Raw genomic sequence first — 22,513 nt, 5'->3', positions numbered from 1 at the left:
ACCGAACCTTAACTACAGATTTCACAAATACTATGAGCACTGAAAACAGCTCTCCGGAAGAAGGCTACCTCGACATGGACCTGCTCCGCTTCACGACCGCCGGCTCGGTCGACGACGGAAAGTCCACCCTTATCGGGCGCCTCATGTACGACTCCAAGGCGATCTTCGAGGACCAGCTCGAGTCCATCGAGAACACCAGCAAGCAGCGCGGCGACGAGCACGTGAACCTGGCCCTCCTCACCGACGGCCTGCGCTCCGAGCGCGAGCAGGGCATCACCATCGACGTGGCCTACCGCTACTTCGCCACCCCGCGCCGCAAGTTCATCATCGCCGACACTCCCGGCCACATCCAGTACACCCGCAACATGGTGACGGGAGCCTCGACGGCCAACCTGGCCATCATCCTGGTGGACGCCCGCAAGGGGGTCATCGAGCAGACCTGCCGCCACTCGTTCATCGCGAACCTGCTGCGGATCCAGCACGTGGTGATCGCGGTCAACAAGATGGACCTGGTCGACTGGTCGGAAGCGACCTTCAAGAAGATCCGCGAGGAGTTCCAGAAGTTCGCCTCGCGCCTTGAGAACATCGTGGAGGTCTCCTTCATCCCGATCAGCGCCCTGAAGGGCGACAACGTGGTGGACCAGTCCAAGAACATGGACTGGTACAAGGGGCCGACCCTCCTCTACCACCTCGAGACGCTGTACGTCGGCCCGGACGCCAACCATGTGGACTCGCGCCTGCCGGTCCAGTGGGTGATCCGCCCCCACAGCGACGAGTACCACGACTTCCGCGGCTACGCGGGGCGCATCGCCGGCGGGGTCTTCAAGCCCGGCGACGACGTGGTGGTCTATCCCTCCGGCTTCGAGGCGAAGGTCAAGGCCTTGCACACGGCGGAAGGCGAGCTCGCGGAGGCCTACTCGCCGTTGAGCGTCGCGATGACGCTGGACCGCGAGATCGACATCAGCCGCGGCGACATGATCGGCAAGCCCAACAACCCGCCCACGGTCGGGCAGGACATCGACGCCATGGTGTGCTGGTTCTCCGACAAGCCCCTCAACCCGAAGGGCAAGTTCCTGATCCGCCATTGCTCCAAGGAGGCGAAGGCCCTGGTTCGCGAGGTCAAGTACAAGGTGGACATCAACACCCTGCACAAGATCGAGGGCGACAACGAGTTCACGCTCAACGACATCGGGCGCATCACCATCCGCACCGCCTCGCCGCTTTGCTACGACAGCTACAAGCGCAACCGCGTGACGGGCTCCTTCATCCTGGTGGACGCCTTCACCAACGAGACAGTCGCCGCAGGCATGATACGGTAGTCGCTCCTCAAATCGGTTTTTATCACGCAGCGTTCCCTTTGTGGGAACGCTGCCTTTTTCGTTTCAGGGGATCCCCTAGAGAGTATTCTTGTTTACTAAGTCTTTACAGGTGGAGACTTAAAATTAATGTAAACCCTATGCAAAAAGCTGACGAACACCCGTTGTCGATAGACGAAATCGCCGCTCGCTTGAAATGTTCGCGGGGTTGGGTGCAGCTGTCGATCGATGCAGGATGTCCCGTCAACGCCGACGGACGAGTGAGCATTCGAGATTTCATGCTGTTTCAGCTGACAAACATCCAAAAGATTCGCTCGCTAGCTGGACTGCCTGAGATTGAAACGCCCGGAACAAATAAAGATCTACGTCTTAACGTGAAGGCGATCCTGACGACACAACTTGAATGGTTGCAAATTCGCTCGACGCGAAGCGCTGTGAAGACGGCTGCCAAGCTTGTTTGCGATCGAATTAATGCCGTCTAGTCGGCAATCTCTCTGCTCTGGCCGGTGGTGGCTTGGATTCCTGTCTGCATATGGCAGCGGGCAACGGGTCAGGCCCCTTGGAGGCGAAACAAGATACCTATCTCTGCCTTCAATCCGGCGGAGGTAGTTCTTGTTGTCTTCTTAAATTCACAAAGCGTTCTAGGTTTTGTGGTTGTGAACTCTTCGAAGCTGGATACGGTAACGATAGGAAGTCGTTGATTCCAAATACGCTTAGAGAATATCATGCAAAAGAAAGCAATTGCCGTAATTATGGGAGGTGGTCGTGGCTCTCGCCTCTATCCGCTCACGAAGGAGCGCTGCAAACCTGCGGTGCCATTAGCTGGGAAGTACCGATTGGTCGATATTCCCATCAGCAACTGCCTTAACTCGGGCATAAATAACATCTACCTGCTCACGCAGTTCAACACGGCTTCGTTGCATCGGCATATCCAGGAAACGTATCGGTTCGATCCTTTCGCTGGTGGTACCGTCGACATACTCTCAGCAGAACAGACGGAAAAAGGTGATAGCTGGTACCAAGGCACCGCGGATGCCGTTCGCCAGAACATCCATCACTTTACCAACAGCGAGTATGATTACGTGATTATCCTCTCGGGAGACCAGCTCTACCGAATGGATTACGACAAGATCATCGCTGAGCACATAAAGAACGATGCTGAAGTCACGGTCGCTGCTATTCCGTTTCCTGCTGATAATTGCAAGGGGCTTGGTCTAATGCGCGTTTCTGCATCCTTGGAGATTACGGAGTTCGTAGAAAAGCCGACCGACCCTAACGTTATTGAAGGTCTCAAGATCCCGGAAAACATAGCTGGAACGTTGAAGACGGGCAACGCTAAGGAATGCTGTTTGGCATCGATGGGGATTTACGTTTTCAACCGCAAGACCATGATCGACGCGCTTGACAATTCGATGACGGATTTCGGCAAAGAGGTCATTCCATCATTGCTCGGTTCCTCTAAGCTGAGGGCTTCAATCTTTGAAGGGTACTGGGAGGACATCGGAACCGTTAAGGCTTTTTTCGATGCAAACCTTCAACTTGCGGATCCGATGCCGCAGTTCAATTTCTTCTCTCGTGGCCGACCGATTTTCACGCGTGCTCGGTACCTTCCTGCGAGCAAGATCAACCGCTGCTCCATCAATCATGTGATCATTGGCGATGGATGTATCATTACGGACTCTTACCTCAAGCGTTGCGTGATTGGCATTCGCTCGGTTCTGCGCGAAGGCACTCGACTCGAGAACGTCATCATGATGGGAGCGGATGAATTCGAGAGCGCCGATGATCGCCGCCAAAATAAGGAACTCGGCCGCCCCGATGTTGGGGTGGGGCTCAACTGTGAGATCAAAAACGCTATCATCGATAAGGGTGCTCGAATCGGGGACAACGTGAAGCTGAATCCCGAAGGTAAACCCGATATGTTTGAGAAAAATGGAGTGTTCGTTCGGGACGGAGTGGTGATTGTCACCAAAAATACCAGCGTCCCATCCAACACCGTTTTTTAACCCAACTTATTCCGATGAAGATTCTCGTTTGCATTGATGGCTCTCAGTATTCGCAAAGTTGCTGCGAATATGCAGCTTGGGCCGCACATCGAATGAAGGCGTCGATCGACATCGTCTATGTCACTGATCTGCGGCAATTCGAAATCCCATTCGTCGCCGATCTCAGCGGCAGCCTCGGACTGCAGCCTTACCAGTCGATCATGGGAGAGCTGCAGCAATTGGAGGAGCAGAAAGCGACGCTCGTTCTAGAGCGTGCGGAGACAATAGTGCGGAATGCTGGTTACGAAGGAGAGATATCGCGTATCCACAAAACGGGGTTCCTTGTCGATTCACTTAGCGAGTTAGAAGAGTCGGCGGAACTTATTGTAATCGGAAAGCGTGGAGAGAATGCGAACTTTGCGGCGGAGCATCTCGGTTCTACCATGGAACGCGTAGTTCGGGCCTCGACCAAGCCCTGTTTGGTCGCATCCCGATCTTTCCAACCGGTGGACAAAGTGCTCTTAGCGTATGAAAACGTACAGAGCTGCAATGCTGCCATAGACTATTTTTGCAATTCGATCTGCTTTTCCGACATTGAGCTTCATCTTGTCAGCGTTTCAAAGAAAGACGACGAATCAGGTGTACTAAACGAGTTGAAAGCGTCGGAAGACCGATTGCGCTCAGCTGGGTTGAAAGTAACCTGTCAAATGCTGCATGGAGCAGTAGCTCCGGAATTGTCGGAATACGCGAAAGACATGGGCATTGGTATGCTCGCAATGGGTGCATATGGTCATTCGAAGATCCGCCATCTCATTATTGGCAGCACGACGACAGAAATACTTCGCGACTGCCGATTGCCGACGCTGCTCTTTCGTTAGGTCTGGCCGAGTTCTTGTGCCTGCATTTGCATTTGCATGGTTTTTGCAATTGTTTGCGAGCGAGGCTCTGATTCGATGAACACGGGAATGCGAAACCAAATACGATACTGGCTACTTGCTTTGGCGGGAGTCGCATTGATCGCAGTCCCATTGTGGTTAACTGTATCGAGCCCCATTGCCTGGCCCACAGATCCTCCTCAAGGCGGAGTCGTGACGGAACAATCCCTTGCGGTATCGGAAGAGTGGAGGCTTTCTCCGCCCAGCATGCTGAGCATCGGGATTGGTTCGTTACTGGCTGCCTTTGGAATGTATTGTTCCGTCAACTACGCCCGACAGCTCGAACGAGACATCGATTGCTTAAAGACGAGCTTACAAGGCGAAGGGACTCAAGGCAGCTCGGTTTCCAAAGAGTTGCAAAACCCGCTCTTGCGCGATCTTGAGAGAGCGTTCGAAAGTAGAATGGAGTCTTTCGATGACTGGATAGAGAGACTCAATAATGACCGTACAGAAGCTCTGGCGGAGCTGGAGAGGTCTCGGTTCTCGTTTCTGGAGAGGTTATCCGAGAACTCGGATACAACGCATTCCGCAGTATTGCTCAGTGCTAGGAAAGGGGACTTTCTAGCCACCATGTCCCACGAGATCAGGACTCCGATGAATGGAGTCTTAGCGGTGGCCGATGATTTATTGAGCTACGATTTCGGACGAGAAATCCAAGAAAAGATCGAAATGATTAAACTGTCAGGCGAGTCCTTAGTAAGGATCCTTGATGACGTACTCGACTTCTCGAAGATCGAAGCAGGAAAGCTTGATGTGAAGTTGCAGTCCTTCGATTTTATCTTCGCTTGCACCGCCACTCACTCACTTTTCAAAGCGCGAGCTAAAGAGAAGGGTTTGCGCTACGAGCTAGTAATAGCACCTGATGTTCCTCAGTTCGTTCTAGGCGACTCGGTTCGCGTAAGGCAGGTTGTCGCGAATCTGTTGAGTAATGCACTCAAGTTTACAGATGAGGGCGGAGTCTCTTTGACTATCGCGATGCAAGATCGAGATCGGGAGGGCTTGCTCTTATCGGTGGTTGATTCCGGTATGGGCATCGACCCAAAGTCCTTCGAGCGAATGTTTGAAGCTTTCAGCCAAGCGGAATCCGGGTTGGAGGAGAAGGGAACAGGCCTAGGTCTGGCGATATCCAAGCGTCTTGCTTCTTTGATGGACGGCGAGCTGACTTACGAGCGAAATATGCCTTCTGGATCTGTATTCGAATTTTGGATTCCCTATTTCGCTGGAAGTCCGGTGGCCGAGGAATTGGATCTCTCGAGGACTACCGAGGTCGTGGAAAATGCTCGGATATTGATCGTCGAAGACAACCGTATCAACCAACACGTTATCGAGTCACTCTTGGAGCGTGCAACGCATGAGGTACACGTGGCATCAAATGGGCTGGAAGCTTTGGAGCGAGTCGAGGAAATCGACTTCGACCTAATCTTTATGGATTGTCTGATGCCAAAGTTGAATGGATTTGAAACAGCAAAGCGGATACGAGCATTTCCAGCTGATCATATGAATCGTGGGACGCCAATAATCGCCTTAACGGCGAACGCTTTTGCTCACGATCGGGATTTGTGTTTCGAAGCTGGAATGAATGATTTTCTAGCGAAACCAGTCAAAAAAGAGACGCTCCTTGGTGCAGTGAATTATTACTGCCGGGCCAAGCAGGTCTGAGATGATTTAAACCTTATCTCGCTCGAGCTGTTAGAGCAGTGGCAAGCGAACAAAGGAAATTTGGTTGACCAAGCTGTCGTAGAGCCGTGGCTTTTCCATCGGCTGAACTTTTATTAGGTCGATTATCGAGGCATTGAGTTCAGCGAGCTCTTCTTCTGCGAGCGTCATTTCTGAGCTAAGGTTGGCGAGTTCGCAACGGTAGCTGAGCCAGTCGGCCTTAAATTGCAGGGCATGGTATTGTCCGCTTACTTCTTTCTCGATCTTGCGGCAGTCCTTGTTGGAGAAGCCGCCCTCGAGGAGTTCGCTAATTCGCATAATCTGAGCTTGTTCTACCCAAGTGAGCTTCTCTGCTTCGACTCCAGTGAGAAGGCAACGGAGGCGCATGAGTGAGTCAGAGAGCTCCTTCTTCTTGGTTCTCAGAGCGAGTCGCACGGATTTGTGGCTCCAATTGTTGAGAATTCTGGAAGCTAGGAGGAAGCGTCCCTCGTGGCTCAGCTTGTTTATAGAGTCATGGGGAGCCGCGAACCTGGGTTTAGACGAGGCTTGATAGCGCTCCAGACGGACCTGAAGGAAGCGTTCGAAATCTGAGACCCGGCGGGTGTATGGAAGGTACCGCCAGCAGTCGGCAAGGACGTTTTTGATCTCGAAATGCCTCTCGGACTTGTCGGTCAGTCCGGCGAGATAGAGGTACTCGGAGACGAAGTTTGAGTACGAAGAAGTGGCCTGCACGTAGGCATGAACGTTGCCAGTTGCCGCTTTTCGGAGGAGTGAGCGCGTGAGGCGGCGCTCAGGAGAGAAGGAGCCCTGCGACAAGCGCGGGACCCTGAACTTTTTGAGAGTCATGCTACTAAGGTGGATCGGTGGTCGGGTGGGAGGACGGTAAAAAGGCTGTGGGGCGTAGCCTAGTCTTCGTCGGAGCCTCTCGCGATCGTCGCTCGACAATCGGAAGTGACTCGAAGCCAAATTTCTCGAATATCGAAGAGTCGAATTCGAGCATGTTTCGCGTAGAGAGAAACGGATTCGATTTGTAGGGAGTCAAATTCGGACAGCATGCCAAGCGCGGTGTTAAGGGACACCATGCCGCGCTTGAAGTAGGCGATCGCCAAGGCGAAGTCTTCCATATCCAATGCGGTTACGGCGAGCAATCCGTAGTAGTCTGATTCTGTAAGTGAAGTCTGGTAAGAAAGTGCTTTCGCCGCGTCTACCGCCTCTGGCGTTAGGGCTACACGCCGCCCCCATTGCTCTACGAGCCACCCATGCAGTGCTTTGCTGGAGACGAAGAGGGGATGACGGTGAAGCGTATAGGGAGCCTCGGATTGAGGCAGGGCTTCGTCTTCCTGCTCAACATTCTCTGCGCGCGGTTGCCAGCCCATGTAGAGGGCAACCTCGTCGAGCCGGTTAGAACTGCGGATCAATTTGCTGTAAATTGCTTGGTACTTTCTGACTTCGTCAGATTCAGACTGGAGGTATTGCTCCCAGTTGAATTCGTTCCAAGTGGATTCCCAGCTCTCTTCCCACTCGTTGTTAGGATTCGCGTCGCTCTCGTAGTTTCCCATTCGGTTCGTTGACAGGCTTTTTAAAAAAGACGCCGAAACGTAAGAATGGCATTTCTCGGATGCAACTTAATATTGGTAGTTATTATTCCCAATGCGTTATTAACAAAATTGTCGATACGCGGTTTTGGTTTGGATGCTTAATTTTCGCTGGTATCTTCCGTTTATGACTGTTTATTAGGGGCTTATGAATGATCCGGATTCGATTTTCTATCTGACGGCCTACTTTTCTGGTCATGTTCAAGGGGTGGGTTTTCGGTACTCAACTGCTCAGCTCGCCAAGGGATATGAGGTGACGGGTTTTGTAAAAAACTTAGCCGACGGACGAGTAGAGCTGGAAATTGAGGGAGACAAGAAAGAGTGTCGACAGATGTTAGCAAGCGTCGATGACGAACTCGACGCTTACATCCGCAAAACAGAAACCTCTGAAGGAGTGCGTCCCAAGCGTTTTACCACCTTTAGGATCGCTTAGTTTTGAAACCATTTCCTCAAGCCATCCAGCTCTCCGAGCTGACAAAGGACTTCCCCCTGATGGAGAAGGGGCACTACCTGAGAGCGGTAGACAAGTTGACGCTCAACATACCTGAGGGCTCTGTATTCGGACTTCTCGGCCCAAATGGTTCGGGCAAGAGCACGACCATTCGCATGTTGTTGGGATTGTCCGAGCCATCAAGTGGCGGGATTCAGATCTTCGGCGGGTCCGCAAAGGATCCAGCAGTACGGAGGCGGATTGGCTACTTACCGGACGCACCCTACTATCACAAGTTTCTCACGGGTCGTGAGCTTCTTCGCTTTTTCGGCCGCTTGCTCGGAATCCCCAAAACAGATCTGGAACGGCAGTCTTTTGCGCTTCTGTCCCAATTTGGCTTGGCAGATGCGATTGATCGGAAGCTCGGAGCCTACTCGAAGGGTATGCTGCAGCGCTTAGGCTTTGCCCAGGCGATGTTGGGTGATCCTGAAATATTGATTCTAGATGAGCCGACTGCCGGAGTGGACCCGGTGGGGGCGTCGGAAGTCGGAGTCTTCGTGCGTAGTCTTCGAGAGCGAGGAAAGACGGTTTTATTGTGCTCTCATTTGCTGACGCAGGTGCAAGGCTTGTGTGATGCGGTCGGTATTATGAACAGAGGTCGTTTGTTGGCGGCTGGAAGTATTGAGACGTTGTTGCCTGGAGGAGGAAATTCTCGACTAGCAATCGATGGTTTAACGGAGTCGGATCTTAACGAGATCGCTCGGTTGGCGGAGAGCAAAGGCGGTAGGGCCTTTTCTATCGGAGATGATTTGGAGGATATCTTTCGAAAACTCGTCATTGCAGACGACAAAAGCGGAGGAGCTCCGTGAAAGGTGCTTGGAGTAGAATTGCGGCGATAGCGGGCAACACTTATCGGGAAGCGATCCGTATGCGTCTGTTTTTACTGCTAGCGGTGAGCGGTGTTGTTTCCCTTGCAGGTGGGCTGTATTTTCAGGAGTTCAATCTCGGTAGCTCGGAGCTTCGTTTCATCGCGGACTTTGGTTTTGGGGCCATGACCTTGCTAGGCTCGATCGTCACCGTAGTGGCGACTGTCCAGCTCCTTTTTGGTGAAATAGAGCACCGTACCATTTTGCCTATTCTCTCCAAACCGGTTCGCAGAGGGGAGTTTCTCGTCGGCAAATTGCTGGGCGCTTGGTTGACGATTTGCTCCTTTGTAGCAATTCTCACTGTGGCCTTGCTCCTTGCTCTGTTTATTCGCGAGCAGCAGTTGCCTGAATTGACAGACGAGACTTTGGGAGCGGATCATTCTGTGAGCTATCTCGGAGTTCTGGTCTTTGCGGGTGTTCAGTGCTTTCGCCTGATGGTTCTTGCTAGCATCACCGCCTTTTTCTCGGGATACGCGAGCTCTTCGATGTTTGCGGTTTTCATGGGTTTTTTCGTTTGGGTCATCGGCCAACTGAGAGGCTCGCTTGTTGCTCAATGGGGCGAGGGGTTCGGTCAAAGCGTGCTCAAATTGCTCACGCTCCTCATTCCTGATTTAAGAGTCTTTGACCTCGGTACCCAAGTTATTGAAGGAGCCGGCGTCGCTCCGATTTCCATAGCAGGGCTTGTTTGCTATGCATTGGTTTACACTGTGTTATACGGAAGTTTGGCAGCCCTTGTCTTGAAGCACCGTGAATTTTAAGCTTCGCCTTTTTTGCATTTGGTTTTGCACGTCGCTTCTAGTCGGCCTGTTGACGCAACCTTTGCGTCGATCAACTCAAACTCTTACGGGCAAGCAGGCAGAGGAATCTTTGGTTTCCTTGTCGGTAGGACTAGGCCAAGGGATCACGTTGGCAGCTTTGGGGGGATATCGTAACATCGCGGCTAACTTGGTTTGGGTCAGCATGTACGGAGACTGGCGGTACCGGCTGAAGTCGGAAGTCGCGCAGAAAATGATGCTGGCCGTTTCCCTCAATCCAGACTCGATCTATTTTTGGATCGATGGCTCCCGCATTTTGGCCAACGACATGCCGGTCTGGCAGGTGGGAGACGAGTTGATGAATACCCTTTTCACAACTCCAGAGGGATTGGAAATTCGTAAAAAGTACGGCGAACAGGCGCTGGCGTTTCTAGACAAAGCGCCGGAGCGACTATCGCAGGAGGTTCCTATCTTGGTGGAGAAGGCCGCCATTAGCTGGCGGCGCTTGGAAGACTTCGATCGAGCTTTAGCTTATTTCAAACAGGCAGTCGCCATCGAATCCGTACCGAACCACATCTGTCGCGTTTATGCGGAGGTCCTAGTCAAGAACGGTCAGGTTAGAGAAGCTTACGAGTATCTGAAAAGCCATTACGCGACGCTTTCCGACGATGATCACACGGCTCTGAAACCCTTTGTCTCTAAACGTATCGAAGAATTGAAGGGGAAACTCGACGCCGGTTCGTGAGGTGCATTCTCTTGGCTTGCCCTCTAGCTGGCTTACTGGAGTATTTGGGCAGACTATGGACGAAAATCTACATCCCATTTCCGACAGATTACTCACGCAAACTGACCGCGAGGTTTCGCTGGGACAAAAAGGGAAGGTTGTCTGGCTTTGCGGGCTCTCGGGTTCCGGAAAGAGTACGTTGGCGATCGCCCTGGAGAAGACCCTCCATCAAAAGGGAAAACACGTGTACGTCTTGGATGGAGACAATATTCGCACCGGTCTTAATGCAGGCTTGGGTTTCTCTGATGACGATCGGCGAGAAAACATCCGGCGTATTGCGGAGGTTTCAAAGCTCTTTGCCGACGCGGGGATGGTTACGCTCAACTCCTTCATCACGCCAACCGAGGAGTTAAGAAAAATGGCGAGGGAAATCATCGGCAAAGATAACTTGGTTGAAGTTTACGTGAAGGCATCTTTCGAAACCTGCAAGGAACGGGATGTGAAGGGACTCTATGCGAAAATGGAAAAAGGGCTTGTGCCTAATTTCACCGGAAAGGACTCGGGGTTCGAGGAGCCGAAGGTTACCGATCTCGTCATCGAGACAGAGTCCCAAACGGTAGAGGAGTCGCTACAAACGCTTGTCGATTTTGTTTCCCCTCGAGTAGAACGTGCCGAATAACCGACGCTCATGCCGCTGATCCTGCTGAAACTTGCCAAGTGGCTCCTAGGCAAGGGGATTGTCTTGGCGGTGGTGGCGGGGCTGGCGGTTGGCGTATTCGCTTTTTGGATGTTTGTCGAAAAGAGCTATAGTTCGGAAGGGAACCGAGTTTCGGAGCTCGCAGATCTTCAGGAGCGGGCGACCGAAGTATATGCAGAACTCGAATCCGCCCATACTCGACTGATCGAGCTTGGCGAGGATATCGAAGAAACGCGTAAGCGCATCGCGGCGGCCAATCAAGTGATCGAATACTTCGACGGGATTCTAAATCGTATCGAAAGACTGATTACGATGAGCTCAGCTGAGCGTGCGGAGAGCGAACGAAAGCTGCAAAAGGCGAAGGCTGAAAAGGCTTCGCTGCTGGAAGATAGAAAGGTCTTTGTGAACGAACAGTCTCAGTTGCGCGTAAACCGCATTTCGTACAGCGAGGAAGCGAAGTCGCTAGAGTCTCGAATCGGTGCCTTAGAAGGTGAGAGTTCCAGTTTTGTCGAGCACCTAGAAAAGGCGTGGCTGACAATGAAGCCCTACTTGGTCGTAGCTTTGGTCGCTGCCATTTTCGTTCCGATCGCTTGGAAACTCTTCGCCTTTTTCATATGGGCGCCGCTCCTATCGCTTGCTGGGCCGATCCGTCTCGTCAACAAGGCTCTACCAGCTGGAAGCCTAGGTGATGGTGGAGTCTCGGCAAAAATTCGTCTCGCTGAGGGAGAACGTATTTGGGTGAAGGAATCCTACCTGCAGGCTTCTGATGAGAGTTTACGCCGGAAGACTCGGTTCATCTTAGATTGGAAGATTCCAGCCACGTGCTTGGCAGCGGGACTGGTGGAGATGGTGGAATTGACAGCTCCGGAGGGTGGCGCGGGACAAGTGACGGTATCACCACAGCGAAGAGCCGAGCTGGAGGTCGCAGTTGTCGAAATTCCAGAAGGCGGGCAAATGGTAGTCCGCCCTAGTAGCATCGCTGGCTTAGTGTCGCGAAAAGGATCGCCAGTTCGGATCGAGCGACGCTGGAGGCTGTTTCACCCGCAAGCGTGGCTAACGTTTCAATTTCGATACTTCGTTTTCCAAGGCGACTGCTCTTTGATTGTATCGGGAATCCGAGGTGTGCGGTTTGAAAGAATGGATACGGAAAGGAACCAAGGGCGTAGATCCAATCAAATCGCAACCATCGGCTTTTCTCCAGATCTTGGATACGGTGTCGTGCGAGCGGAGACTTTTTGGGGGTATTTTCGAGGTTTCAATCCACTCTTCGACGACGTGTTTCGAGGACGAGGCGCTTTCTTGTGCCAAGAGATCTCAGCGGAAGAAGCGACGGAGGCATCCCGCTTTTGGAAGGGCGTCTGGAGTGGTTTGTTGAAAGTGTTAGGCGTTTAGGCGCACTAATAGCTGGGGACAGCTTAATTGCTTTGAAGCGGTGGTGTGTTGCCGCTTCATTGTAGCAGCTTTACGCTCCGCCATTTCTTCACCCTGTTTGCCAATGAAAATTTCAAATTCAAAACTCACTCGAAACATTCTGGTCGCGATGGTCATAGGCCTGGTCTTTGGCATTGCCTTGAACTTCTTCGGCTTGCAGGAGAACGCATTTATGAGGGATCAGATTCTCAACGGAGCTCTCGGGGTGGTGGGTGATATCTTTATCCGGTCCCTAAAGCTGCTTGTTGTACCTTTAGTCTTCGTCTCTCTAGTCTGTGGAACCGCAGCGATGGATGACGTAAGAAAACTGGGCAAGATCGGGCTAAAGACGGTTGGCTTGTACATGGTGACCACTTGCATAGCGATAACCATCGCGATGCTCCTAGCTTTCGTTTTCAAACCAGGTATCGGTGTAAATCCAACTGGCACGGAAGACTATGTGGCTACGGAAGCGCCGAGGATTTGGCAAGTGATCACGGATATGTTCCCCACAAATCCGGTGAGTGCGATGGCGGAGGGAAATATGCTGCAAATCATCGTGTTTGCGATTTTGTTCGGTCTTGCAATGGTAGTATCCGGAAAATCAGGACAACGGGTCTTGAACTTCTTTTCGGATCTAAACGAAATCATCCTTAACCTTGTATTGGTGCTAATGTTGATCGCCCCGTTCGGCGTTTTCGCAAAGATTACCATTGTTTTTGCGGACCAGGGCTTTGCCGCCATTATTGAATTAGGGAAGTACTTTCTTTTGGTGATCCTTGCTCTCCTAATCCACGCTGTAGTTGTATACCCGGTACTTTTGAAAGTCATGAGCGGTCTGAATCCGATTCAGTTCCTCAAGAATTTCTATAAGGTTCAAATTTTCGCTTTCAGCACTGCAAGTAGCAACGCGACTTTGCCCGTAACTCTCGAAACAGCGGAGAAGAAGCTCGGCGTTAATAACTCAACCGCTTCGTTTACAATCCCTCTTGGAGCGACGATCAATATGGATGGCACTGCAATCATGCAGGGAGTCGCAACCGTGTTTATTGCTCAGTTGTCGGGAATTGATCTCAGCTTGAGTCAAATACTGATGGTTGTCGTCACTGCCACTCTGGCATCCATTGGCACGGCCGGCGTCCCTGGAGTTGGTCTTATCATGCTGGCCATGGTTTTGAATCAGGTCGGCTTACCTGTGGAAAAAATTAGCTTGATTGTAGGGATAGATCGTTTGCTCGACATGCTACGAACTGCGGTGAATGTGACGGGCGACGCGGCGGTCACTTGCATTGTCGCAAAGAGCGAAGGTCAGCTCGATGAGGATCGCTTCAATTCAGATCCAGATGCAGTTTCCTGATCAACGGATTCGTTGACGCTGCGATGGGGTTGTTTAAGCTCAATTCAGACTACAAGCCGACGGGAGACCAGCCTGCGGCTATCGATGCGTTGCTAAGTTCGCTGCGTGCCGGCAACAAGTACCAGACGCTCTTGGGGGTGACCGGATCCGGGAAGACCTTTTCCATGGCGAACCTGATCGCTGACTTGGATCGGCCAGCGTTGATTATTTCTCACAACAAGACGTTGGCGGCTCAGCTGTACTCGGAGTTCAAGCGCTTCTTTCCAGAAAATGCGGTCGAGTATTTCGTTAGCTACTACGATTACTACCAGCCCGAGGCTTACGTTCCCTCTTCGGATACTTACATAGAGAAGGACTCATCTATTAATGATGAAATTGATCGTCTTCGCATATCAACTACGAGCAGCCTGATAAGTCGCCGCGACGTAATCGTGATCGCCAGTGTATCTTGTATCTACGGACTGGGCTCGCCGGACGATTTTAAGGAATTGATGATTCCTCTGCGCGTTGGAGACGAATATGGCCGCGACAACATGCTCAATGGCTTGGTGGAGATTTTGTACGAGCGAAATGATATCAACCTAGAGCGAGGCCGATTCCGAGTTCGAGGCGATGTGGTGGACGTGATGCCCGCCTATTTAGAGAAGGGATTACGGGTTGAATTTTGGGGAGATGAGGTTGAGCGAATCTCGGAATTTGACCCGCTAACTGGAAACGTAATCCAGGAGCTGGACCGTTTCGATCTGTATCCAGCAAACCAGTTCGTTACGACGAAGGAGAAGATGGAGCGTGCAGTGGATGTGATAAAGTCCGAGCTCAAGGAGAGAGTAGCGGATTTCGAATCAAAAGGACAGTTGCTCGAAGCGCAGCGAATTTCCATGCGCACCAACTACGACTTGGAAATGATGCAAGAGGTCGGATTTTGTAACGGAATCGAAAATTACTCCATGCACCTGTCAGGGCGAAGGGCGGGGGAACGACCCTTTTGTCTAATCGACTTTTTCCAGAAGGATTTTCTGACCTTCGTTGACGAAAGCCATGTAACGATACCTCAAGTTGGTGCTATGTATGCGGGGGACCGTTCGCGCAAGACGACTCTGGTCGAGCATGGATTCCGTCTGCCCTCGGCCCTCGAGAATCGGCCAATGAATTTCCAGGAGTTCATGGAAGTTACTGGGCAGACTATTTATGTGACTGCGACACCGGCGAAGTTTGAGAAGGAAAAAAGCGAGGTCATCGCGGAGCAAGTCATCCGTCCGACGGGACTGCTTGATCCAGTCATCACAATTCGCTCTACGAAGGGACAGGTTGAGGATTTGGTTGCCGAGATTCGAAAAGCGATCGAAGCAGGAGAACGCGTTCTTGTTACTACATTGACCAAGCGTTTGAGCGAAGACATCACCGCTTACCTCCGTGAGAAAAGTATCAGTGTTGAGTACTTACACTCCGATATCGACGCTCTAGAGCGAGTTGAAATATTACGACGGCTGAGGGCAGGCCGATTCGACGTTTTGGTTGGTATCAACCTTTTACGAGAGGGATTGGACCTGCCTGAAGTCGCTCTCGTGGCTATTCTCGATGCAGACAAGGAAGGCTTTCTCCGTAGTGAGACCAGCTTGGTGCAAACTGCTGGCAGAGCGGCTAGACACGAGAAAGGACGCGTTATCTTCTACGCTGACGTCATTACAGATTCGATACGCCGGACGATGGAAACGACTGATTACCGTCGGTCCAAGCAAATTGAGTATAACCAGGCCCATGGAATTGTGCCAAAAAGTGTTAACCGCGGAGATCAGGAGAGCTTGCGTGAACTTCAGGAAGAAGAAGCTGCAGTGATGTCTATGGTCGGTGAAGACGACGACGTGCAAGCTGTCATTGACGAGTTAACGATCGAAATGGATGAGGCTGCTGCGAAACTTGAGTTCGAAAAGGCGGCCTTGCTGAGAGACCAGATTGACTCCTTGAAATCGGGAGGAGCTACGACACAGTCATCTAAATCTGGATACGGTCGCAAAAGGCGTCGCTAAGGGGGATTGAACCGACTGCGGCGGACTAGGTGGAAATTCTCGCTCCAGAAATCAGTTCACAAAAAAGCGGAGGCCGAAGCCTCCGCTGAAATTTTGACTAAGAACAAATTGTAATAATCGAGACCTAGAGGCCTTGAGACGCGATGTAGACCTTGCGGACTTGGTCGAGGTAGCGACCGATGTGGTCCTGTGGATCGATGACCTGTACGCGCTCGAGCAACGGGATCGCCTTGCCGAAACGTTCGCGAGATACGAAGGAACGTGCCCAAGAGATGAGAGCCCGCGTTTCCCATTCACGAACCTTGGTGGCGCGCTCGAAGTAGAGGTCAGCACGTGAGTAGCCATCGGTAGTTCCCTTGCCTGAGTTGAACTCTGCGAGCAGAAGGAGGGCTTGGCCGTCCATCGGGTCGCGTTCGATGAGTTCTTCGAGTGTGGGGATAACCTTCTCGCCGCCGCCGGTAGCAAGCCCGATCTGGGCTTCGAGTCGTAGGATCGAGAGCTTGTTGTCGTCGGACAACTTATCCGCGAAACTGGATTCGATGTCGGAGATAACCTGGACCGCTTGATCGTAGGTACCGCGAGCGGTCATCGTTTCCGCGACCGATACGTAAACGTCTGGGTCCTGCTCAGGGTCCTTTTGGATTGCACGCTGGAAGTAGGTGAGGGCGAGATCGTTGAGACTCCGCGACATGTAGATGTTGCCCATGAAGATGAGCGACTCAGGTGTCGACTTACCGAGGCGATCGACGATTTCCTGGATGGCGACAGCGGTTTCTGCGTCTTCAAGTCCGAGGTACGCATTTGCCGCGCTTGACCAGAGGATATCGTTTTCCGGATCATCGATTAGGATCTGCTCGAGCACCGCGATACCTTCCTCGTATTTACGCTGCTGGAGAAGTGACTTTGCGAGTCCGACCTGCCAATCCTTGACGTTTGGATCCAGGACGATTGCTTCACGGTAAGCTGTTTCTGCGGAGAAATATTTGCCGGTGTTGACGTAGCAAAGTCCAAGTAGACCCATAGTGGTGGTGTCCTTAGCTCCTAGTTCAATCGCTTTAGTAAAGTCCTTTAAGGCGGCTTCGTATCGGCCTTCCTTTACCTTCATGATCGCTCCGTTGCGAACTGCGCGAAGGAAGCTAGGATGCTTCTTGGCGGCGCTGTCGTAGTACTTGATCGCGTTCTTCAGGTCGCCTTTCTCAGCGTAGAAGTTGGCTGCGATGAAGTCGAAAGCTGCGGTTGCTTCTGGATCGGCTGAAAGTGCGTTGAGGATAGTGCTCAGTGCCATATCCTTGTCTCCATTTTCTTGGAGAAGAGTCAGCACCTGCTTTACGATTACTTGTTCCTCTTCTTCGAGGTCAGGTTCTGTCTTGGCTAGCACACCGTAAGAAGCCGCGAAGCTTTTTGCGATGTGGGGTTGGTTCCAGAACTCTGCGTCTGTCTTGAACTGCGCTGACAGCGACGCTGCGCCGGCCAGGCAGAGAATGCCTGTGGCGGCTATTTTGATTGTTTTGCTGCTAATCATTTTAACTGCTTTTCTTTAAATATTGATGGTTGGTTTTATTCGGATACGGCTTTCATGGTCACCTGTGGGGCTCCGCCGGATTCAGCTTCGTCCATCACTGCGACGACGAGGTACATGGGGGCGTTGGGCTCCACGTTTACCGTGATCGGGTGTTCATCTTGGCGCATCGCGGGCTGGACGATGCCGCGAACGGCTCCCAGTCCCACGTCTCGGTCTTTGTAAATAACCTCGCCATTGGCGCGAACGAGGAAGCTCACGAGCTCCTTATCTTCGTCATTTTGGGGATTGCTGGTCGGGTCTGGCGTGTTAGCGGCCAGACCAGACTCGTCAACAAACACCGTCGTGACGATAAAGAAGATCAGGAGAATGAATACCATGTCGATCAACGGGGAAATGTTGATGTCCGTTGTATCGTCGCCCGAGTTTAAGTTTCTGCGGTTTCTCATTTCTCTTCCGGTCTATTTCACTGTTGAAACGTAGATGCGGCGGGCCTTGGCCAGCTTACACTCGTCCACGAGACGGACAACCGTCCCGGCGTTTGCGTTCTGATCCGCTTGGATAATTACTGGGAATTCTTCGTTGCCTGCGAGAACTCTGCGAACTTGGGAGCGAATGCCTCCGAGCCCGTAGTCTCTACCGCCGTAGAAGATGTTGTTCTGGTCCGTTACGGCGATCAGAATTACGTTCTTCGGCAGGTCGAGGGAGTTGATGGCGCTTGGCTTTTCGATATCCACGCCTGGCTCTTTTACGAAAACAGTAGTTACTATGAAGAAGATCAGAAGAATGAACACCATATCGATCAGCGGGGAGATGTTGATATCATCAGCTGCTTCACCCGCAGAACGGGCTCTCTTATTTTTCATCATGGTCGTTTAATTCCTTCTGGTTGATTCCTGGTGTTTCTAGGCGATCGCGACGGGCGAACCGCCAGAAAATGAACTCAGGTCAGATTGATCTTCTACCTCTGGCTGTTGAGACCGTTTACGAAGGCCACGGAAGCTTGTTCCATTTCTCCGAGTTTGCCCTTGGCGATGCGTGTGAGCAGCGCTTGGCAAAGAAGACATGGGATCGCGACGATCAGACCATACTCGGTGGTAATAAGAGCCACGGAGATACCGGTCGAAAGGGTAGCTGGATCGCCAGTACCGAATACCGTGATCGCCTTGAACGTGTCGATCATACCTGTAACCGTACCCAGAAGGCCGAGGAGCGGCGAGGCTGCTGCAGTGAGGGCGATGAAGGCAATGAAGCGTTCAAGCTTCGGCTGAGCAGCGAGAAGGCGTTCGTAGAGAACTTCTTCAAGAAGTTCTTTGTCCTGGTCAGCGTGTTCGACGCCAGCGACGAGAAGATCACCGAAAGGACCGTCAACAGAGTTAGCCGCTTCAAGAGCTTGCTGCTTGTTGCCGGAGTTGAGGCTGTCGAGGATACGCTGAAGCGTGCCTGCTTTCGGGCTCTTGACAGACTTGATCTCGAAGAACTTGAGAACGGATAATAGAATCGCTACAAAGAACATGCCGAGTAGTGGGATCATAACTACGCCACCCTTTTTGATGTGCTCGATGAGGGTTTCATCTACCAGAGCGAGCTTGAGCGCATCGCCTTCGGTCGGGTCAACTGGGAGCATGCCTGACTTATTGGCAGTGAGGTTTGCGATGGTCGCGATCACATCCTCGGGAACGCCACGGTTGACGACTAGCGGGTAGCCGATGTTGGTGTGGTCACCCTCTGCGAAGCCTACGTTTTCGCCACCGTCGCCGAAGTAGGCGAAAGGACCTGCGAGTACGAAGGTGCCGCTGACTTGAACGCCGTTCTTCCCAAGAGCGTCACCCTCGATGGTGGTACCACCCATGATGTTGCGGATGCGCTCGAGTGAGGCATTTACGACCTCGAGCTGAGCGGTGAATTTCTCGGAGTCGCTAGCGCTTTCGTTTTCCGCGAGGTGTTCTGCTTCGTCAGCGATTTCCTTGTATTCCTGAAGTTCCGCGGCGTGGATGCGAGTGGAGAACTGCTTGACGTAAGCAGCCATCGTGTTGCGGAGGTAGACATTCTGGTCGCTGTGCAACTTAACTTTATTGCGGAGATCGCTGAGGGAAAGGTCGCGATTGTCGCGGACGGACTTCTTCTCGTCGCGTTCTTTACGAGCTTCGAGTACTTCGCTCTCGAGACGAGTCAACTCGTTGGAGAGTGGTATCTTCTCTGTGGCGATGGTTTCGCGGAGAGCTGAGAGTTCAGCTTCTGCTGCAATTAGGTCGGCTTTCGCTTCGGCTGTGACCTGAGCGAATGTCTTCTGTGCGTTCGCTGTACCGGCTGCGATGAGGGCGGCCACTGCGATTGTTGTGAATTTCAAAGTCTTCATCTAAAAATTGATCCTTTTGAAGTGGTTTCGAGTACGAGCTTATTCGACTTCCGTGATGGAGATGGGAAGGTCGACGAAGCGTACTGTTGCTTCGCGCTTTTGCATGGCGACCGCATCTGCGATGTCTTCTGCGAGAGTGTTGTCTTCGAAGCGCTTCCAATCGTCCTTTGCTGGAATCATGTAGCCCGCTTCGCTGCGAGTTCCGTCTACGTAGTACGCAACGGCCAAGCCGATGTAGAGAGTATCAACACGCACGCGTTCGCCCTTGATCTCGCGAATTTCGTTCACGACGGTGAGCTGGCTGTTGAATTTTTCCACTTCCGATAGGATAGCGATGACGTTCATGACGCGGGCGGACAACGTGGAGGCTTCCATTTCGCGCTTAGACTTCGGGATACGCTGAGTGAGGATCGAAACCCTGTCCTGCAGGGTAGTTGGCAGGTAGGAAACGATGTCTAGCGTTTCAGCTTCGAGGTCTACGATCGAATTCTTGACGATAGCGGAGGCTGCCTTGAGTTCAGCCTCTTCTTTCGTGAGGTCTTCGCGAACCTTGTCGGCGTCGCTTGCCTCTGCTTCGTATTCGACGATCGCTTCTTCGATCTTCTTCATCTCGTCCTTCAGGAGATTAATTGACTCGTTGAGAGATTGCTTCTCAACGACCCACTTATTCTTCTCCTCGGAAACGATTTTCTTCAGTTCAACCCATTCTTTCAGGGTTGAGCGCGTTTCTGCGAGTTCTGGGGCTGCGCTGAGCGCCGCTGGGCCTGCAAGTGCGATACCTGCGGCGATTAACATTACTACTTTGTTCTTAGTCATAGTACGGTCTACGTTTAGTCGTAAGGATTTTCTATAGCTATTAGTCTTAGTCTTGAAACTTTAGATTGTGGGTTGTGCCCGAGTGAAGCTGCTTCTTGTGCAGGAGAGAACGACACTCGGTCTGGGGAGAGGATAAAAACGGGCGTAAGGGGTTTGGGTCGTAACACGGTCGCGTTCTAGAGAGCTGAGGTAACGCTTTCTCCAGCGATGTCGTTTCCCGAGGGGATCCGGACGGGTTTTTCAGGGGTGGTGGTTTCTAGAATCAAACGTTTTGCGGGTTACTTAAGGGGATTTGGGTGGTACGAAAGTTGAAGAAAAAGGCGATGCCTCGGGGTTTCTGCAAGTCTTTAGCGCACTCTTAATTCCTTCACTTGTAGGAATAGCATGTCTTTGTCAACTATCTGGCGGAAAAGATCCGTGTTAATCGCTAATTCCCGCGATTTTTTGGATGAGAGGAGGCTTACGAGACCTTTAAGCATGGGGATTGGTAGGGATGGTGATCTCGGATGTATTCAAAAATAGCTGGGCTCGCTTGATGCGATTCGGCACGCGCAGATCAGTCTTTGCGGACTCGATTATGGCCGTGAGCGAAAGGGGCCTTGTCCTGAAGTTAACGGTCAGGCAATTTCGATGAGCAATCTCGTTTCAACCGCGGAATTGAGCGGAAGTCCGTTGGAGGAGAGTGCTACTCGTGTGTGACGGCCAGCTTCGCCAAAGAGCTCCACGCTCAGGTCAGAAGCTCCGTTGATCACCTTCGGAGCGTCGGTAAATCCATCCACGCCGTTTACGAATCCGTCGATGTGGAGGATGCGTCCAAAGGTGGCAAAGTCGTTGGTCGCCACGCGAGCATGAGCGAGGGCATTGAGGAGGCACCAGCGTGCTGCTTCGTATCCTTGCTCAATGGTGAGGTCGCCGCCGATACGTCCGGAAATGATGGCACCGTTCTTGATGGGCAGACTTCCGGAGAGTGAGAGGAGATTACCGCTGATGGTGTAAGGTAGGTAGTTGCCTTTGGCTTCCCCCGCAACGGGGAGCGATAGTCCGAGGGCTTCGAGTTTGGTCAGAATCTTATCGATCATAAAGGAGTATGTGAAGCTCTTCGACGGTTGGGATGTTTGTTCCTAGCTCGCTTCCGCCCGGAGTTTGTCGACACCCGTGAAGTGGGCGGACTGCTCGTCGGCGTGGTAGGAGGACCGAACCAGCGGCCCCGACTCGACCTTGGTGAAGCCGATCGATTCACCGAAGACTTTGTATTCAGCGAATTCTTCAGGCGTCACCCAGCGTTCAACGGGGAGGTGCTTGTTGGTTGGTTGGAGGTATTGGCCGAGGGTCAGGATCTTTACGTCTATGGCGCGGAGATCGCGCATGGCTTGTTGGACCTCTTCTTTTTCTTCGCCAAGTCCGAGCATCAGACCAGACTTTGCGACGAAGCCACGCTTGGCAGCGTGTTCCAGCATCTTGAGCGAGCGCTCGTAGCGGGCTTGCACGCGCACGGGCTTTTGCAGGCGCTCGACCGTTTCCACGTTGTGGTTAAAGATGTCTGGTTCCGCATCGAGCACGACGTCCAGTTGGTCAGTCTTGCCTCGAAAGTCAGGGGTCAGCACCTCGATTGCGGTGCGCGGGCAGCGATGCCGTATGGCGCGGATTGTCGCTGCCCAGACGCTGGCTCCGCCATCCTTAAGCTCGTCGCGGGTCACGGAGGTGATGACGCAATGCTTAAGGTTCATGGTGTGTACCGCTTCTGCCACGCGGGCAGGTTCGCCGATGTCGTATTCGGTAGGTCGACCGGTCTGGATCGCGCAGAAATTGCAGGAGCGGGTACAAACGTTGCCGAGAATCATGACGGTGGCGGTCCCGCGGGACCAGCATTCCCCCATGTTTGGGCACTGGGCGCTTTGACAAACAGTGTGCAGCCCTCCGTCGTCGACGAGCTTGCGAACAGCGCTGTATTGCTTGCCGCTAGGCAGTTTGGCTCTGAGCCAGTCTGGCTTACGCGTAGTCATAAG

General features: G+C 52.4%; 22 protein-coding genes. 13 read left to right on the top strand and 9 right to left on the bottom strand.

Annotation, left to right across the window (positions count from 1 at the left end; genetic code table 11):
* Window positions 1–32 precede the first annotated feature (32 nt).
* The 5 genes from QEH53_RS06560 to QEH53_RS06540 all read left to right on the top strand — a co-directional run bounded on the left by QEH53_RS06560 (window position 33) and on the right by QEH53_RS06540 (window position 5,895).
* Window positions 33–1,319, top strand: coding sequence for a GTP-binding protein (locus QEH53_RS06560; RefSeq protein ID WP_309022353.1), 1,287 nt, complete (start codon window positions 33–35; stop codon window positions 1,317–1,319).
* Window positions 1,320–1,456: 137 nt separating this feature from the next.
* Window positions 1,457–1,798 (top strand): hypothetical protein, encoded by a 342-nt coding sequence (locus tag QEH53_RS06555; protein ID WP_309022352.1) that lies wholly within the window; start codon window positions 1,457–1,459, stop codon window positions 1,796–1,798.
* A gap of 243 nt (window positions 1,799–2,041) precedes the next feature.
* Entirely contained in the window at window positions 2,042–3,322 is a 1,281-nt protein-coding gene (locus tag QEH53_RS06550) for a glucose-1-phosphate adenylyltransferase (protein WP_309022351.1), read from the top strand.
* A gap of 14 nt (window positions 3,323–3,336) precedes the next feature.
* Entirely contained in the window at window positions 3,337–4,179 is an 843-nt protein-coding gene (locus QEH53_RS06545) for a universal stress protein (protein ID WP_309022350.1), read from the top strand.
* A gap of 87 nt (window positions 4,180–4,266) precedes the next feature.
* Window positions 4,267–5,895, top strand: coding sequence for a response regulator (locus tag QEH53_RS06540; RefSeq protein ID WP_309022349.1), 1,629 nt, complete (start codon window positions 4,267–4,269; stop codon window positions 5,893–5,895).
* A 30-nt stretch (window positions 5,896–5,925) separates the two neighbouring features.
* On the opposite strand, the gene QEH53_RS06535 is transcribed toward QEH53_RS06540, so the two are convergent.
* Window positions 5,926–6,738, bottom strand: a complete 813-nt coding sequence (locus QEH53_RS06535; RefSeq protein WP_309022348.1) for a hypothetical protein — start codon at window positions 6,736–6,738, stop codon at window positions 5,926–5,928.
* A gap of 59 nt (window positions 6,739–6,797) precedes the next feature.
* Window positions 6,798–7,451: a hypothetical protein gene (locus QEH53_RS06530; RefSeq protein WP_309022347.1), complete on the bottom strand. Its 654-nt coding sequence runs from the start codon at window positions 7,449–7,451 to the stop codon at window positions 6,798–6,800.
* A 184-nt stretch (window positions 7,452–7,635) separates the two neighbouring features.
* Here QEH53_RS06530 and QEH53_RS06525 point away from each other — a divergent pair, with 184 nt between their 5' ends.
* The 8 genes from QEH53_RS06525 (at window position 7,636) to uvrB (ending at window position 15,813) form a co-directional block, all read left to right on the top strand.
* Entirely contained in the window at window positions 7,636–7,920 is a 285-nt protein-coding gene (locus QEH53_RS06525) for an acylphosphatase (protein WP_309022346.1), read from the top strand.
* A gap of 2 nt (window positions 7,921–7,922) precedes the next feature.
* Window positions 7,923–8,786 (top strand): ABC transporter ATP-binding protein, encoded by an 864-nt coding sequence (locus QEH53_RS06520; RefSeq protein ID WP_309022345.1) that lies wholly within the window; start codon window positions 7,923–7,925, stop codon window positions 8,784–8,786.
* Window positions 8,783–9,601, top strand: a complete 819-nt coding sequence (locus QEH53_RS06515; protein WP_345785703.1) for an ABC transporter permease subunit — start codon at window positions 8,783–8,785, stop codon at window positions 9,599–9,601. Before QEH53_RS06520 ends, QEH53_RS06515 begins: the two co-directional genes overlap by 4 nt.
* Window positions 9,602–9,662: 61 nt before the next feature.
* A complete protein-coding gene (locus tag QEH53_RS06510) occupies window positions 9,663–10,343 on the top strand; it encodes a tetratricopeptide repeat protein (RefSeq protein ID WP_309022343.1) in 681 nt (226 codons plus the stop codon).
* 55 nt (window positions 10,344–10,398) lie between these two features.
* Window positions 10,399–11,001, top strand: coding sequence for an adenylyl-sulfate kinase (gene cysC / locus QEH53_RS06505; RefSeq protein ID WP_309022342.1), 603 nt, complete (start codon window positions 10,399–10,401; stop codon window positions 10,999–11,001).
* 9 nt (window positions 11,002–11,010) lie between these two features.
* Entirely contained in the window at window positions 11,011–12,411 is a 1,401-nt protein-coding gene (locus QEH53_RS06500; RefSeq protein WP_309022341.1) for a hypothetical protein, read from the top strand.
* Window positions 12,412–12,514: 103 nt separating this feature from the next.
* Window positions 12,515–13,786: a dicarboxylate/amino acid:cation symporter gene (locus QEH53_RS06495; RefSeq protein WP_309022340.1), complete on the top strand. Its 1,272-nt coding sequence runs from the start codon at window positions 12,515–12,517 to the stop codon at window positions 13,784–13,786.
* Window positions 13,787–13,809: 23 nt separating this feature from the next.
* Window positions 13,810–15,813, top strand: a complete 2,004-nt coding sequence (gene uvrB / locus QEH53_RS06490; protein ID WP_309022339.1) for an excinuclease ABC subunit UvrB — start codon at window positions 13,810–13,812, stop codon at window positions 15,811–15,813.
* A 124-nt stretch (window positions 15,814–15,937) separates the two neighbouring features.
* Here the strand turns inward: uvrB and QEH53_RS06485 are convergent, their stop codons facing one another.
* From QEH53_RS06485 to lipA, 7 genes are all read right to left on the bottom strand, one after another.
* Window positions 15,938–17,335 carry a tetratricopeptide repeat protein gene (locus tag QEH53_RS06485; protein WP_309022338.1) on the bottom strand — a complete coding sequence of 466 codons (1,398 nt, stop codon included), beginning with the start codon at window positions 17,333–17,335 and terminating at the stop codon, window positions 15,938–15,940.
* Window positions 17,336–17,370: 35 nt separating this feature from the next.
* Window positions 17,371–17,781, bottom strand: coding sequence for a biopolymer transporter ExbD (locus tag QEH53_RS06480; protein WP_309022337.1), 411 nt, complete (start codon window positions 17,779–17,781; stop codon window positions 17,371–17,373).
* A gap of 12 nt (window positions 17,782–17,793) precedes the next feature.
* Window positions 17,794–18,201 (bottom strand): biopolymer transporter ExbD, encoded by a 408-nt coding sequence (locus QEH53_RS06475; RefSeq protein ID WP_309022336.1) that lies wholly within the window; start codon window positions 18,199–18,201, stop codon window positions 17,794–17,796.
* A gap of 92 nt (window positions 18,202–18,293) precedes the next feature.
* Window positions 18,294–19,691 carry a MotA/TolQ/ExbB proton channel family protein gene (locus QEH53_RS06470; protein ID WP_309022335.1) on the bottom strand — a complete coding sequence of 466 codons (1,398 nt, stop codon included), beginning with the start codon at window positions 19,689–19,691 and terminating at the stop codon, window positions 18,294–18,296.
* Window positions 19,692–19,730: 39 nt separating this feature from the next.
* A complete protein-coding gene (locus QEH53_RS06465; RefSeq protein WP_309022333.1) occupies window positions 19,731–20,507 on the bottom strand; it encodes a DUF3450 family protein in 777 nt (258 codons plus the stop codon).
* Between the two features lie 617 nt (window positions 20,508–21,124).
* A complete protein-coding gene (locus tag QEH53_RS06460) occupies window positions 21,125–21,586 on the bottom strand; it encodes a RidA family protein (protein WP_309022332.1) in 462 nt (153 codons plus the stop codon).
* A 42-nt stretch (window positions 21,587–21,628) separates the two neighbouring features.
* Window positions 21,629–22,510 (bottom strand): lipoyl synthase, encoded by an 882-nt coding sequence (lipA, locus tag QEH53_RS06455; RefSeq protein WP_309022331.1) that lies wholly within the window; start codon window positions 22,508–22,510, stop codon window positions 21,629–21,631.
* Window positions 22,511–22,513 lie beyond the last annotated feature (3 nt).

Origin of the sequence: Pelagicoccus sp. SDUM812002 (assembly GCF_031127835.1) — a bacterium.
GTDB lineage: Bacteria > Verrucomicrobiota > Verrucomicrobiia > Opitutales > Opitutaceae > Pelagicoccus.
Note: the sequence above shows the minus strand (reverse complement) of the source record. Positions and strands in the feature narration are given on the sequence as shown.